We start from the raw sequence: 14,401 nt of genomic DNA on the forward strand, positions 1-14,401 counted from the left end.
TTCTGGCGTTGATTTTTGGCACGCTGTTGAGTTCTCAAGGAACGGACGCTTCCTTTGTACTCACCCTCGCGGGCTTTCCTCCGGGCTTTCGTTCTTGCGTTTCCGACTCTATCAGAGTCAGTCTCGCTTGCTTTCCAGGTCCTTCGCTTTCGCGTTTTCCCTTTCCGGCGGTTCCGACTCTATCAGACTCTTTCGGGCCTGACTCCCAGTCAGCGGGATGCGCTTTCCGGGCTGTTGGGCCCTTCCGGCGAGTGAGACAGTAGCGGATTCCTTGCCCCCGAACCTAATCGGCGGCTGCGTCCTCGGACGCGGATTCCTCATTCGCAAATACGCATGAAAACGAGACGACGAAGTGCGTCGTTTCGTTCGAATGAGTAGTGCGGGATGGCTGTCCGGGGACCGACCGGGGTCGGCGCTCACTTCGGACAACTCGAAGAACCTTACGGATCCGGCACACCTGTGTCAACCCCCGGCTGACCGGCCGGCGGGCGGCGGCGTGTGGGTGGCGAAACCTCACGCCGTCTTCATCCTCTTCCGTCTACTCTCGACCCATGACTACGCATGCGCTCACGCTCAGCCTTCGCTGGTGGGCCGCCTGACGGCGGCCGACCTTCCACGCGAGCACGCATGCGCTCACGGCCGCCGCTACGGCGGCCGTTTCTGTTTCTCCCCTCCCGGGAGTGGCTCGGTCGCCCGGCGCGGTGGCCTCGACACCACTCACACAAGGGAGAGCAGGACATGACGAGGGTCTTCAGCGGGATCACGCCGTCCGGGCATCTGACGCTGGGCAACTACCTGGGGGCCATCCGGCAGTGGGTCGCGGCCGACCAGGCGCCCGGGGACGCGCTGTTCTGCGTCGTGGACCTGCACGCGCTGACCACCGAGCACGATCCGGCGCGGGTGGGCCGGCTGAGCAGGCAGGCTGCGACGTTGTTCCTCGCCGCCGGGCTGGATCCGCGGCGGTGCACCCTCTTCGTGCAGAGCCACGTCGACGAGCACACCCGGCTGTCCTACCTGCTGGAGTGCACCGCTACCGACGGAGAGCTCCGGCGGATGATCCAGTACCGGGAGAAGGCGGCGAAGGCCGAGGCCTCCGGGCAGGGAGTACGGCTGTCGCTGCTCACGTATCCCGTGCTGATGGCCGCCGACATCCTGGCCTACGGGGCGGACGAGGTGCCGGTGGGTGAGGACCAGCGGCAGCACGTGGAGCTGACCCGGGATCTGGCGGTCCGGTTCAACCAGCGGTACGGGCACACCTTCACCGTGCCCAAAGCCACGGTTCCGGCGGTTGCCGCGCGGGTCATGGACCTTCAGGAGCCCACCTCGAAGATGGGGAAGTCCGCCGAGAACGGCGCCGGGATCGTCTACCTGCTCGACGAGCCGGCGGTGATCACCAAGAAGGTGATGCGGGCCGTGACCGACAGCGGGGACGGCGGAGTGGTCTACGACCGGGCCGCTCGGCCCGGGGTGGCGAACCTGCTGGACATCCTGGCCGCCTGCACGGGTGACGACCCGGAGAAGCTCGCCGCGCGGTACAGCCAGTACGGGCCGCTGAAGCGGGATGTCGCCGAGGCGGTCGTGGAGCTGCTGCGGCCGCTGCAGGAACGGCACGCGGAGCTGGCGGCCGATCCGGGCGAGGTGGAGCGCGTGCTGCGGGAAGGGGCCGGGCGGGCTCGGGCACTGGCTCGGCCGGTGGTGGACCGGGCGTACCGGGCGATCGGGCTGTTGGCGCCCTGAAGGGGTGACGGGGAAGGGCCCCGGGGTGCGGGGCCCTTCAGCCGTGTCAGCTGTTGCCGGAGGCGAGTTCGCGGCTGCGGTCGCGGGCGGCTTCGAGGGCGGCGATCAGCGCCGCTCGTACGCCGTGCTTCTCCAGCTCGACGATGGCGTTGATGGTCGTACCGGCCGGGGAGGTGACGGCTTCGCGGAGCTTGACCGGGTGCTCGCCGCTGTCGCGGAGCATCACGGCGGCGCCGATCGCGGCCTGGACGATCAGGTCGTGGGCCTGGGCGCGGGGCAGGCCGAGGAGGATGCCGGCGTCGGTCATGGCCTCGACGAGGTAGTAGAAGTACGCGGGTCCGGAGCCGGAGAGGGCGGTGGCCGCGTCCTGCTGGGACTCGGGGACGCGCAGGGTCTTGCCGACGCCGCCGAAGATCTCCTCGGTGTGGGCGAGGTGCTCGGCGGTGGCGTGGCTGCCGGCGGAGATGACGGACATGGCCTCGTCCACGAGGGCGGGGGTGTTCGTCATGACGCGGACGACGGGGGTGCCGGGGGCGAGCCGCTCCTCGAAGAAGGAGGTGGGGATGCCGGCCGCGCCGCTGATGACGAGGCGGTCGGCGGGGACGTGGGGGGCGAGCTCGTCGAGGAGCTTGCCCATGTCCTGCGGCTTGACGGTGAGGATGAGGGTGTCCGCGCGCTTGGCGGCTTCGGCGTTGGAGACGGCCTCGACGCCGTAGCGCGTACGGAGTTCCTCGGCGCGCTCGGAGCGGCGGGCGGTGACGAGGAGCTTCGAGGCGGGCCAGCCGCCACGGATCATCCCGCTGAGCAGGGCCTCGCCGATCTTGCCGGTACCGAGGACTGCGACTGTCTGGGTCATGCCCGATTCACCTCGCCTGGGGGCCCCTCCCAGCGGTAGCTGGGGGAGTTGGGACGTACGGGATCATCCTTGCACCCGGGCCGGGAGTCGGGCGGAAGTGTCCGGAGTGCGGTCAGGCCCTCCGGGCGGTCAAGGCGTCCGGCGGCGGAGGGTGGCCGCGCCCAGGGCTAGTACGAGCAGGGCGCAGGCGGCGACGATGACGGCGTCCCGGACGAAGTCGGCGGTCATGTCGGTGTGGGTGAGGACCTGGGTCATGCCGTCGACGGCGTAGGACATGGGCAGGACGTTCGAGATGGCTTCGAGGGCGGGCTGCATGGTGTCGCGGGCCGCGAAGAGTCCGCAGAGCAGCAGCTGGGGGAAGATCACCGCCGGCATGAACTGGACGGCCTGGAACTCGGAGGCGGCGAAGGCGGAGACGAAGAGGCCGAGCGCGGTGCCGAGGAGGGCGTCGAGGAGGGCCACGAGCAGGAGCAGCCAGGGGGAGCCGACCACGTCGAGGCCGAGGAGCCAGAGGGCGAGGCCGGTGGCGAGGAGGGACTGGACGACGGCGACGGCGCCGAAGGCGAGGGCGTAGCCGGCGATGAGGTCGCCCTTGCCCAGCGGCATGGCGAGGAGGCGTTCGAGGGTGCCGGAGGTGCGCTCGCGCAGGGTCGCGATGGACGTCACCAGGAACATGGTGATGAGGGGGAAGATCCCGAGGAGTGACGCGCCGATGCTGTCGAAGGTGCGGGGGCTGCCGTCGAAGACGAAGCGCAGCAGGGTCAGCATCAGGACGGGCACCAGGAGCATCAGCGCGATGGAGCGCGGGTCGTGGCGGAGCTGCCGCAGGACGCGGGCGGCGGTGGCGAGGGTGCGGGCGGCGTTGATGGCGCGCGCGGGGGTGGCCGTGGTCGCGGTGGTCATCGCTGGGTCTCCCGGGCGAGGGCGTGGGCACTGGCGTTGGCCTCGTCGACGAGGCGGAGGAAGCCCTCTTCGACGGTGTCGGAGTCGGTTCGCGTGCGCAGGGCGTCGGGGGTGTCCTGGGCGAGGATGCGGCCCTCGCGCATGAGGAGGAGGTCGTGGCAGCGCTCGGCCTCGTCCATGACGTGGGAGGAGACGAGGAGGGTGGCGCCGCGGGCGGCGGTGATCTCGTGGAAGAGGTTCCACAGGTCGCGGCGCAGGACGGGGTCGAGGCCGACGGTGGGTTCGTCGAGGACGAGCAGCTCGGGGGTGCCGAGCAGGGCGACGGCGAGGGAGACGCGGCTGCGCTGGCCGCCGGAGAGGTTGCCGGCGAGGGCGTCGGCGTGGGTGGTGAGGTCGACGTCGGTGATGGCCTGGCGCACGGCGTCGGCGCGGCGGTCCGCCGCTGATCGGCCGGGGTCGAGGATCGCGGCGAAGTAGTCGAGGTTCTGCCGGACGGTGAGGTCGTCGTAGACGGAGGGCGCCTGGGTGACGTAGCCGATCCGGGAGCGGAGCTCGGGGTGGCCGGCGGGTCGGCCGAGGACGTCGAGGGTGCCGGTGACGTTGGCCTGGGTGCCGACGATGGCCCGCATGAGGGTGGACTTCCCGCAGCCGGAGGGGCCGAGGAGGCCGGTGATGCGGCCGCGGGGGACGTCGAAGGCGATGGAGTCGATGACCGTGCGGGGGGCGCGGCCGGTGCCGCGGCGGACGGTGAGGGCGGTGGCGTGGACGGCGGGGTCCGGTGCCCCGTCGCGCGGGTTATTCATCATGTGATGAATAATGCTCCTGGCTGTGCCAGGGCGTCAATCGGCCGGAGGGGACGGGCTTCGGGTGGTTACTTCTTGCGCTTGGGGCGGCGCGCTGCGGGGTTGCCCGTGCGGGAGCTGCGGCGGCGCTCGAATTCGGTCTTGGCGCGGTCGTACTCCGTGCGGCGCAGCTTCTCGCCGGGGGCCTCGGCCAGGGAGCGCAGGAAGTACGCGATGAGGGAGCCGATGAAACCGATCGCCTTGAGGCCCTTGAGGGCGGCCTCGTCGGAGGACGGGGCGGGGCGGCGGCTGAAGGACTCCCAGGTCTTGGCGAAGGCGATGGAGCTGGCGATCGCGAAGAGCACGACGACGGAGATGCTGAGGAACGGGCCGACGTTGCCGATCTCCAGGCCCTCGTACGCGAAGCGCAGGAGGTAGGCGCTGGCGAAGGCGCCGGCGAGCGAGCCGATGGCGACGCCGGCGCGGCGCAGGGCGTAGCCGCCGTCGTGGTTCACCCAGGTGGTGCCGAAGAAGCGGATCGCCTCGGGCTCGGGGCCGACGGGGCGGCCCGCCTGCGGGGCCGGGGCCGGGGCCGCAGCCGCGGCCGGCTCGGCGGGGGTGCGCTGGTCTCGCTGGTCGTCGCTCACACCAGCGATTATCCCCCGCCGGGGCGGCCGGGCCGGGCGTGTCTCACGTGGCAGACGGGGTCCGGGCGGGCCCGGCCGTCAGCCGCAGCGGTTGGCGACGTAGCCGTCGCTGCCCGTCTTGGCTTCGGGGCGGGACCGGACCGGGCGCGCACCCGTCATCCGCTGATCACGTGCGCATCCCCGGGGGTCAGACGGCGCAGCGGTTGGCCACGTAGCCGTCGCTTCCGGTCTTCACGTAGGCGTCGGACACGAAGAGGCCGTTTCCGATGCAGTCCCAGATGTTCGTGGTGCCGTACGGACCGCTCACCGTCGTGCCGGGGCACTGGCACCGGATCGTGACGACGGCGTCGTACGGCAGGACCTTGACGATCGCGTAGCTGGTGCCGGGGCCGCTGCGGACGTTGACCCGATAGCCCGGAGCGACCGGGTAGGACTGATAGCCCGTGTCCGCGGCCAGGCTCTGGACCCCGTTGAGCTCGTTCTCAACCGACATGCAAAATCTCCCCCTTGAGCGTGACGCTCTGCAACTCGCGCAGGGTAGCAGGACCTTCCCGATTCATATGAGCCATCGACTAGGCTCCGGCGGGGGTGGTCGGAGTGCGCCAACTGCATGCGGAGCGGGCCGGGTTTCCGGAATACGCCGGGCAATACCGGCTGGAATCGGTGCTGGGTTCCGGCGGCATGGGGGTGGTACATCTGGCCACCTCCGACTCCGGGCTGCGGCTCGCGGTCAAGGTCGTACACGCCGAACACGCTGTGGATCCGGAGTTCAGGGCCCGCTTCCGGCAAGAAGTCGCGGCCGCGCGGCGGGTGAGCGGGGCCTTCACCGCACCCGTCGTGGACGCTGACCCGGATGCCGAACGGCCTTGGATGGCCACCCTGTTCATCGACGCCCCGACCCTCGCCGACCGCGTTCGGGAGCAGCCCCTCGACGCGGCCGAAGCAGCCCGGCTCGGCGCGGGCCTGGCGGAGGCGCTGCGGGACATCCACCGGGTCGGGGTCGTGCACCGCGATCTGAAGCCCAGCAATGTCCTGATGGCGCCCGACGGGGTGCGGGTGATCGACTTCGGGATCTCGCGGCCGGCCGACAGTGACCTGCGGACCGAGACCGGAAAGCTGATCGGCACGCCGCCCTTCATGGCCCCCGAGCAGTTCCAGCGGCCGAAGGAGGTGGGACCGGCCGCGGACGTGTTCGCGATGGGCGCCGTGCTGGTGCACGCGCTGACCGGGCACGGCCCCTTCGACTCCGACAGCCACTACCTGGTCGCCTACCAGGTGGTGCACAACGAGCCCGATCTCACCGGGGTGCCGCCGGCAATCGCGCCGATCGTCGCCCGCTGCCTGGCGAAGGATCCCGCGGACCGCCCCACCCCTGACGCTCTGCTCATCGAACTGCGTGCGGCCGCGTACCCGACCGGCGAGGAGACCCGGGCGTTCATACCGCAGCCGCGACGACCGTCGGCCGACGAATCGAAGCCGGCGGCCGAGCAGGACACCCACCGGCGGGCTCGGATCGCGACGGATCCCGCTCCCGCTGCGCGCCGGCGACGCTTCCGGGCCGCCGTGCTCATCGCGACCAGCCTGCTGCTCATCGGCGCAGCGGCCGGCGGCTACGTCCAGTTCCGGGGCGAGTCGGGGCCGGTCGTCCCGACCTCCGCCCCCAGGCAAGCGCCCCAGAGCCGACCTGTCAGTCCCTGGGCAACCCCCCTGGAAGGGCAGGGAGCGGGCAACCGTGTCGTGGCCTGCTCCTGGGCCGGAGGCGCCCTGTACTGCTCGACGCCCAGCCGGGCGGCCGCCCGGCTCAACCCAGCGGACGGCTCTGCCGCCTGGTCGGTAAGAGCCGAGGCACCGGGTACGGACAGCCGTCCCCCGCTGTACGCGGGCGGGCTGGTGATCACGGTGACCGCGGGCGGCCGGAAGGTGCAGGCTCTCGATCCTGAGACCGGCGCACAGCGCTGGCAGAAGCCGGTCCCGAGCGGCGCGCAGATCGTGTCGGCCGACGCGGCCGTCCTGATGACGGACAGGAACGGCAAGGCCGTAGCGCTCGACCCCGCAACGGGAGCCACCCGCTGGACCAAGCAGATCGGCGGAGTGGGCTCTCTCTGGCTCGCCGGAGCGGAGGGTCCGGACGGCTGTGCCCTGTACGTCGTCACGCCCGCCGGGGACGGACGGTCGAGTGAGGTCGTCGCCGCCGACTGCGCGAGCGGGGCGATGCGATGGCGGCACCGCGTACCGGGCACGGCAGAACCGGTCGGAGTGGCCCAAGGAGCCTTGCACCTGCTTCAGAACGACATCGAGTCGGCCACGCGCAGCGTGCTGCGGGTCGATCTGCGGACCCGGTCCGTCTCGGAGGCTCCTCTCTCGCCGACCCTGGTTCAGGCGCAGGCGACCGTGAACGCCGAGGGCGTCGTATACGTCGTCGGCACCTCGGGCACCCTGGTGGCGGTCGGCAAGGACAAGGAGACGTGGCGGCTGGAAACGGGGATCGTGGTCTCCTCTCGGCCCGTGTCCGACAGCGGTCACGTCTACCTGTCCGGAATGGACGGGCGGCTGCTGGCGGTGGACCCGGGAGCCGGTCGCCTCATCGGCCAGACGAAGGCCCGGATGGGAACGGGACTCGCCCATACGGTGGCGGTGCCCGCCCCCGTCGTCGCCGACGGCCGGGTCTACGGTTCCGCTCCCGACGGGTCCGTCTTCGCCGTGGACGCGGCGAACCCCGCCGGGTGGTGAAGCTCCCGGCGGGGTTCGTAGGCGTCAGGCGTCAGCCCAGGCGGGAGACGTCGCGGACCGCGCCCTTGTCGGCGCTCGTGGCCATCGCCGCGTAGGCGCGCAGGGCCGCGGAGACCTGGCGTTCGCGGTTCTTCGGCGCGTAGACGCCGCCGAGGGCCTCGTGGCGGGCCGCCAGGGTGGCCTCGTCGACCAGGAGCTCGATCGAGCGGTTCGGGATGTCGATGCGGATCCGGTCGCCGTCCTCCACGACCGCGATGGTGCCGCCCGAGGCCGCCTCCGGGGAGGCGTGGCCGATGGAGAGGCCCGAGGTGCCGCCGGAGAAGCGGCCGTCCGTCACCAGGGCGCAGACCTTGCCGAGGCCGCGGCCCTTGAGGAAGGAGGTCGGGTAGAGCATCTCCTGCATGCCGGGGCCGCCGCGCGGGCCCTCGTAGCGGATGACGACGACGTCGCCCGCCTTGATCTCCTTGCGGAGGATCTTGTCGACGGCCTCGTCCTGCGACTCGCAGACGACCGCCGGGCCCTCGAAGGTCCAGATCGACTCGTCGACGCCGGCGGTCTTCACGACGCAGCCGTCGACGGCGATGTTGCCCTTCAGGACGGCGAGGCCGCCGTCCTTCGAGTACGCGTGCTCGACGGACCGGATGCAGCCGCCCTCGGCGTCGAGGTCGAGGCTCTCCCAGCGCTCGGACTGCGAGAAGGCGGTGGCGGAGCGGACGCAGCCGGGGGCCGCGTGCCACAGCTCCATGGCCACCTCGGAGGCGGTGCCGGAGCGGGCGTCCCACTGCGCGAGCCAGTCCTCCAGGTTGGTGGAGTGGACGGAGGTGACGTCCTTGTTCAGGAGGCCGCCGCGGTGGAGCTCGCCGAGGATGGCGGGGATGCCGCCGGCCCGGTGGATGTCCTCCATGTAGTACGTACCGCCGGGAGCCACGTTCGGCGCGACCTTGGCCAGGCACGGGACGCGGCGCGAGACCTCGTCGATGTCCTTGAGGTCGTAGTCCAGGCCCGCTTCCTGGGCCGCGGCCAGCAGGTGCAGGATCGTGTTGGTCGAGCCGCCCATGGCGATGTCGAGGGCCATGGCGTTCTCGAAGGCCTGGCGGCTGGCGATGTTGCGCGGCAGGACGGAGTAGTCGTCCTGCTCGTAGTGGCGCTTGGTGATCTCGACGATCGTGCGGCCGGCGTCCTCGTACAGGGCGCGGCGGGCGGTGTGCGTGGCGAGGACGGACCCGTTGCCGGGGAGGGCCAGGCCGATGGCCTCGGCGAGGCAGTTCATCGAGTTGGCGGTGAACATGCCGGAACACGAGCCGCAGGTGGGACAGGCGTTCTCCTCGATGCGGAGGACGTCCTCGTCCGAGACGTTCTCGTTGGAGGCGTCGACCATGGCGTCGATCAGGTCGAGCTTGCGGACGGTGCCGTCCACGAGCGTCGCCTGACCGGCCTCCATCGGGCCGCCCGACACGAACACGACGGGGATGTTGAGGCGCATGGCGGCCATCAGCATGCCCGGGGTGATCTTGTCGCAGTTGGAGATGCAGATCAGGGCGTCGGCGCAGTGCGCCTCGACCATGTACTCCACGCTGTCCGCGATCAGGTCGCGGGAGGGCAGGGAGTAGAGCATGCCGGCGTGGCCCATGGCGATGCCGTCGTCCACGGCGATCGTGTTGAACTCGCGCGGGATCGCACCCGCGGCCCTGATCGCGTCCGAGACGATCCGGCCGACCGGGGCGAGGTGCGTGTGCCCGGGGACGAACTCGGTGAACGAGTTGGCGACCGCGATGATCGGCTTGCCGATGTCCTCGCTCGCTACGCCCGACGCACGCATAAGGGCGCGTGCGCCCGCCATGTTGCGGCCGTGGGTGACGGTGCGGGACCTCAGCTCGGGCATGCGGTTCACTCCCCATGAGTGCGGCTGTACGGTCAGCCGCGACTGTGGATATGGCTCAGCTACAAAGCTACGCCCACCGCCCGCGATCCGGACAGCCCGTCCAGATCCCGGGACGCGAGGGTCACTCTGCGGTCACTCCCCGGTCAGGTAGCGCTGCAGCGTGGGCGCTACGAGCGCCACGATGGCCTCCGGATCCGCCGAGGCCAGCGGCTCGACCTTGACGACGTACCGCAGGATCGCGATGCCCACCATGTGCGAGGCCGCCAGCTCCGCCCGGAAGGTCGGATCGGGGACGTCGAGTTCGACGGCGACCCGCTCCAGCACCCGGCGCAGCACCAGCCCGCGCAGCACCTTCGCGGCGGCCTCGTGCGTGAGGGCCGACCGGATCACGGCGAGCAGCGGAACCCGCGTGACCGGGTTCTCCCACACCCCGAGGAAGTAGCGGGCCAGCCGCTCCCCGATCCCCTCCGGCCCCTCGCCCAGGATCGCCGGAACCACCAGGGCGGGCTCCAGGCTCACCTCGATGGCGGCGGCGAAGAGGTCGTCCTTGCTGCCGAAGTAGTGGTGCACCAGCGCCGGGTCCACGCCGGCCACCTTCGCGATGCCGCGCACGGAGGTCTTGTCGTACCCCCGCTCCGCAAACACCTCCCGGGCGGCGCTGCGGATGCGCTCCTGGGTACCGGGCCCCTCGTCCACCTCGTCCTGCCGCGGCCGGCCGGGCCCGCGCCGCCGCTTCACCGGCTCGCTCACGGCCGCCGTGCCTCGTGCCGGTACGCGGTGGCGAGGTGCAGCCGGGTAAAGGCCAGCGCCTCGGCGAGATCGGCCTCGCGCTCCGCCGACGACATGGCCCGCCGCGTGTTCACCTCGATCACCACGTGCCCGTCGAAGGACGTCCGGGCCAGCCGCTCCAGCAGCTCGGCGCAGGGCTGCGTCCCCCGCCCCGGGACCAGGTGCTCGTCCTTCGCGGAACCGTTTCCGTCGGCGAGGTGGACGTGGGCCAGCCGGTCCCCCATCCGGTCGATCATCGCCATGCCATCGGTCCGCGCGGTGGCCGTATGCGAGAGATCGACGGTGAAGTGCCGGTAGTCGTCCTTGGTCACGTCCCACTCGGGCGCATAGGCGAGTATCTCGCGGTCCCGGTACCGCCACGGATACATGTTCTCCACGGCGAACCGCACATCGGTCTCGTCGGCCATCCGCCAGATCCCGGCGACGAACTCCCGCGAGTACTGCCGCTGCCACCGAAACGGCGGATGCACCACTACAGTGCTCGCCCCCAACCGCTCGGCCGCCGCCCGGGCCCGCTGCAACTTGGTCCACGGATCCGTCGACCACACCCTCTGCGTGATCAGCAGACACGGCGCGTGCACCGCCAGGATCGGCACCTGGTGCTGCTCGGACAGCCGCCGCAGGGCGTCCACGTCCTGACTGACCGGGTCCGTCCAGACCATCACCTCGACGCCGTCGTAGCCGAGGCGCGCGGCGATCTCGAAGGCGGTCGCCGTCGACTCCGGATACACGGAGGCGGTGGAAAGGGCGACTTTCGCGGTCGGGACACGGACTGGTTCTGCCACGGAGACAGCGTACGGGTCCAAGCCCGCCCCGGACGGTGGCGTCCCTCACCCCGGGGCCACCGCGCGCGTACGGTGGATATACGGCCGAACGGGAGGCCCGCCCCTGCCGGCGATCACCCTGGGCGATGCGGTCTTCCGCTCCCGCACAGGAGGGAATGGCAATGCCCGAGCACAAGGTCGGCACACAGGAGGAATTCGAGGCGGCCCGCCAGGAACTGCTCGTGGAGGAGAAGAAACTCACCCGGCGCGGCGACGAGCTCGCGCGCAAGCGGCGGGAGCTCCCCTGGGTCCCGGTCGACAAGGACTACCGCTTCGAGACCGAGAAGGGAACGAAACCCCTCGCGGACCTCTTCGACGGACGCTCCCAGCTGCTCGTCTACCACTTCATGTTCGGCCCGCCGTACACGGCCGGCTGCCCGGTCTGCTCCTCGATCGCGGACACCCTCGACCCCAACGCGATCCACCTCAAGGCGCGCGACGTCACCCTGATCTGCTCCTCGCGGGCGCCGATCGACAAGCTGCTCGCCTACCGACAACGGATGGGCTGGACCTTCGACTGGGTCTCCTCCGGCAGCAGCGACTTCCACCGCGACCTCGGGTTCATGTACACGGAGGAGGAGCTGCGGCCGTTCCTTGAGGGCGAGGTTCCACCGATCGTGAGCCAGATGGCGACGGCGACCGGCACGGACGTGCTCGGCTACGTCACCGAGGGCCCCGGACTAAGCGCGTACGCCCGATCGGACGGCACCGTCTACCGGACGTACGTCACCACCGCGCGCGGCCTGGAGCCCGCGATGGCCTACTACGGCCTCCTCGACCGCACGCCGCTGGGCCGCCAAGAGGATGGCGCGCAGACCTTCTGGCTGCGACGCCACGACGAGTACGGGAAGACCTGAGAAGCCGCGGGCCCACGGGATGGGGGCGGGAGGGCCCCGGCGCGTGGCGGTGATCGCATCGATCCGACGCGCGAGGTCGAAACCCGCGGCAGTGTCCGGGCTCAGCCCTTGCGGCAGGCCTTCACCGCGTCGGTGTACAGCTCACGGGTCAGATCCTCCGCCCGGATGCCAAGTTCGCCGAGGACCGTGCGGACGTCGCCAAGGGCGGCGCCCAGGTCTTGTTCCTCGGCCAGGGTCTCCAATTCCAGGAAGGTCCCATCCACCTCCGGAACGCGGACCAGCGTGGCAAGCATCTGCCGGCCGCACGCCTCGAAGGCGTAGTTCCTGCATCGCTTCTCGAAGGCGATGAACGGCACGTAGCCAAGGCCGCGCAGCGTCGCGTGGACCGCCGCAGCGTCCTCTACGCGGGTCTCGTGTTCGGGCTTCGACCCGGATTCCTCGTCCACCGGAGCGCCCTTGTACGTGAGGACCGTACGGGTCTCGTCCTGGCCGTGCACGGTCCGGACCCGAAGCTCCTCGTACCGAGCCTCCAGCACTCCGTCCGGGGTGTCGTAGTAGGTGTCCTGGTACACCTCGGCCCGGCCGCCGGCTCGCTCCTCCAGGCGCCGCAATGTCTCTTCCGGCGCGTGCACCCGTGCCTTCAGTTCCGCTTCGATCATCCCGTCCATCCCCTCTCAGACCGTGCGTTCAGCGCTCTGGGCGATCGCCTCGAACATGCGCCGGAACCCCCTGAACAACGGGCCATGCGGCGTCTCCATCACCTTGTACGTGGCCGACTCGTGCCCTTCCCAACCCGCGTCGAACGCCCCGACGAACATCGTGGAGTCGGTCCGGATCAGCCTCCACGTGGGCAGCATGGCGTACCGGTACACCTCGATGTCGCAGATCCCGGCAAGCTCCCGGAGCCGGGCCTCGGCCAGCCGCACACCGCTGGCGAGCGATTCCGCAGACTCACCGATCTCGGCCGCCCGTTGGGTGAGGGCCTGCGCCTCCGGGTCGAGGAGCAGCACCCTCACTCGGAGACCCCCGCCTTGACTCCCGAGGTGAGAACGCAGCATCGAGTCGTTCAGCCCGATCAGGCCGAGGCCACGAACGGCGAGAATGTCCAGCTCGTTCGCGTCGCGCACCTGCTGCTGGATCTCTTCGCGGGCAGAAGCCTGCGCGGAGTACACGCGCACCACCTCTGGGAACGCCGCGAGGTCGAAGGCAGCCCCGCCGACACGCTTCTCACGACTGGCCGCCAGGCCGAGCAGATGTCGAGCGTCGTCCGGCATCTCCAGCCCGTCAGCGATCCGCTCGTACACATCGAGGCGGGACACCTCTCGGCGTCGGTTGATGATCTCGTTCACCCGCGCCTGGGTCATCCCGACCGCCGCAGCGATACGAGCCTGGCTGGCTCCGCTGTACTGCTGCACATATCGGAACACGGCGCCTACGTCGCGCGCGCGGAGGGCCTCGCGCACATCTGCGCGTTCCCAGACCCAGCTGGGCAGGGCAGTTGGTAGCAGCGGTGTGGCCACGGTCGGCTACTCCCGTCATCCGCCTATGAGATGGGAAATCATCCCACCGTGAGATTACCGCTTGGGTATCGAGCCGATACGCACTGTCACCAGATCCTGTCACCAAGGGCCCCGAAGGTGCGTGCCCACGATCGGAGGCACAGACGATGACTCACACCACCCAGCCAGGCATCCGCAATGCCCGTGCGGTCCTCTCAGCCGGCTGCACGTGCCCGAGCCGCCGCCCTGAGGGCCGGCGCGACGGCGGCCTGGATGGCTCCTGGCCGAGCCTGGAGGCCGTGCCCGAGCCCAGCCGGGACCTTCTGGACCGCGCCCGCGTCGGCTGGGAGCGCTTCATCCGCTCCATCGAGGAGCCGTCCGATGACTGAACGGTACGAGTACCTGTCTCACCCGCTGCTACGCCGTCGTGTGCGCGATGTCGCCTCGGGCGTCGAGGGAGAGCTGATGGCCGTCGTCAACGAGAACGTCTCCAACTCCGTTCGCCAGCACTGGATGGAGCTGGCGTACATCCGAGGCCCGTCAGGCCGCGAGTTCGCGACCGCAGTCGCCAACGTCGAATCGGCCGTCTGCCCTGGGGCGCCCCCAGACGGCGGTCAGCCGCCCACGTCGAGGAGCACGTAGCGATTTGAGGCGCCTGTCAGGGGCTGAGGTGCTTGTGGTCGCTGTTTGACGGTGGTTGGCCGCCCGCCCAGTCCGGGAACCGAGGTGGAGGGCCAAGCCAGGGCCTGCCCCCGCCCAAGAGGGCCGGACATCGCTGACATGCCCGTCCGCTTCCTTCTGACCGGCCCGTTCTTTTGGGGGTTTCCCGGCAGTCTTCGTTTTTCCGTGGCGGGACGGTCTGTCAAGGGCGGCCGAAGGCCGTCGCGCAGCGACG

14 protein-coding genes are annotated in these 14,401 nt (G+C 70.5%); 4 read left to right on the forward strand and 10 right to left on the reverse strand.

The genetic code is table 11. The features are described 5' to 3' along the window. Positions 1-738: 738 nt before the first annotated feature. A complete protein-coding gene (gene trpS / locus AB0O21_RS39690) occupies positions 739-1,737 on the forward strand; it encodes a tryptophan--tRNA ligase (protein WP_365180645.1) in 999 nt (332 codons plus the stop codon). Positions 1,738-1,783: 46 nt separating this feature from the next. On the opposite strand, the gene proC is transcribed toward trpS, so the two are convergent. The 5 genes from proC to AB0O21_RS39715 all read right to left on the reverse strand — a co-directional run bounded on the left by proC (position 1,784) and on the right by AB0O21_RS39715 (position 5,418). Beyond that, entirely contained in the window at positions 1,784-2,593 is an 810-nt protein-coding gene (proC, locus tag AB0O21_RS39695) for a pyrroline-5-carboxylate reductase (RefSeq protein ID WP_365180648.1), read from the reverse strand. A gap of 129 nt (positions 2,594-2,722) precedes the next feature. Further along, complete coding sequence (locus AB0O21_RS39700; protein ID WP_365180650.1) at positions 2,723-3,496, reverse strand: ABC transporter permease; 774 nt, start codon at positions 3,494-3,496, stop codon at positions 2,723-2,725. Continuing rightward, positions 3,493-4,302, reverse strand: coding sequence for an ABC transporter ATP-binding protein (locus tag AB0O21_RS39705; RefSeq protein WP_365180653.1), 810 nt, complete (start codon positions 4,300-4,302; stop codon positions 3,493-3,495). The genes AB0O21_RS39700 and AB0O21_RS39705 overlap by 4 nt, the downstream gene beginning before the upstream one ends. Before the next feature lie 65 nt (positions 4,303-4,367). Next, on the reverse strand, positions 4,368-4,817 hold the full coding sequence (locus AB0O21_RS39710) for a hypothetical protein (RefSeq protein WP_365180679.1): 450 nt from the start codon (positions 4,815-4,817) through the stop codon (positions 4,368-4,370). 295 nt (positions 4,818-5,112) lie between these two features. Continuing rightward, positions 5,113-5,418, reverse strand: a complete 306-nt coding sequence (locus tag AB0O21_RS39715) for a peptidase (protein WP_365180655.1) — start codon at positions 5,416-5,418, stop codon at positions 5,113-5,115. 95 nt (positions 5,419-5,513) lie between these two features. Between AB0O21_RS39715 and AB0O21_RS39720 the strand changes: the two genes are divergently transcribed. Continuing rightward, positions 5,514-7,655, forward strand: coding sequence for a serine/threonine-protein kinase (locus tag AB0O21_RS39720; RefSeq protein WP_365180658.1), 2,142 nt, complete (start codon positions 5,514-5,516; stop codon positions 7,653-7,655). 31 nt (positions 7,656-7,686) lie between these two features. Here AB0O21_RS39720 and ilvD read toward each other — a convergent pair whose 3' ends face one another. From ilvD to AB0O21_RS39735, 3 genes are all read right to left on the reverse strand, one after another. After that, positions 7,687-9,537 carry a dihydroxy-acid dehydratase gene (gene ilvD, locus AB0O21_RS39725; RefSeq protein WP_365180661.1) on the reverse strand — a complete coding sequence of 617 codons (1,851 nt, stop codon included), beginning with the start codon at positions 9,535-9,537 and terminating at the stop codon, positions 7,687-7,689. A gap of 132 nt (positions 9,538-9,669) precedes the next feature. Next, a complete protein-coding gene (locus AB0O21_RS39730) occupies positions 9,670-10,287 on the reverse strand; it encodes a TetR family transcriptional regulator (protein WP_365180664.1) in 618 nt (205 codons plus the stop codon). Beyond that, positions 10,284-11,111, reverse strand: a complete 828-nt coding sequence (locus AB0O21_RS39735; protein WP_365180666.1) for a sugar phosphate isomerase/epimerase — start codon at positions 11,109-11,111, stop codon at positions 10,284-10,286. Before AB0O21_RS39735 ends, AB0O21_RS39730 begins: the two co-directional genes overlap by 4 nt. Before the next feature lie 161 nt (positions 11,112-11,272). Here AB0O21_RS39735 and AB0O21_RS39740 point away from each other — a divergent pair, with 161 nt between their 5' ends. Next, a complete protein-coding gene (locus AB0O21_RS39740) occupies positions 11,273-12,007 on the forward strand; it encodes a DUF899 domain-containing protein (protein ID WP_365180669.1) in 735 nt (244 codons plus the stop codon). 101 nt (positions 12,008-12,108) lie between these two features. On the opposite strand, the gene cyaB is transcribed toward AB0O21_RS39740, so the two are convergent. Both cyaB and AB0O21_RS39750 read right to left on the reverse strand, forming a co-directional pair. Next, positions 12,109-12,666 carry a class IV adenylate cyclase gene (cyaB, locus tag AB0O21_RS39745; protein WP_365180672.1) on the reverse strand — a complete coding sequence of 186 codons (558 nt, stop codon included), beginning with the start codon at positions 12,664-12,666 and terminating at the stop codon, positions 12,109-12,111. Positions 12,667-12,681: 15 nt separating this feature from the next. Further along, complete coding sequence (locus AB0O21_RS39750) at positions 12,682-13,527, reverse strand: helix-turn-helix transcriptional regulator (protein ID WP_365180674.1); 846 nt, start codon at positions 13,525-13,527, stop codon at positions 12,682-12,684. Positions 13,528-13,887: 360 nt separating this feature from the next. On the opposite strand from AB0O21_RS39750, the gene AB0O21_RS39755 reads away from it, so the two are divergent. After that, on the forward strand, positions 13,888-14,148 hold the full coding sequence (locus AB0O21_RS39755) for a hypothetical protein (protein ID WP_365180677.1): 261 nt from the start codon (positions 13,888-13,890) through the stop codon (positions 14,146-14,148). Positions 14,149-14,401: the final 253 nt, after the last annotated feature.

The sequence above is a fragment of the Streptomyces sp. NPDC091371 genome (assembly GCF_040684275.1).
In the GTDB taxonomy this organism is placed as follows: domain Bacteria; phylum Actinomycetota; class Actinomycetes; order Streptomycetales; family Streptomycetaceae; genus Streptomyces.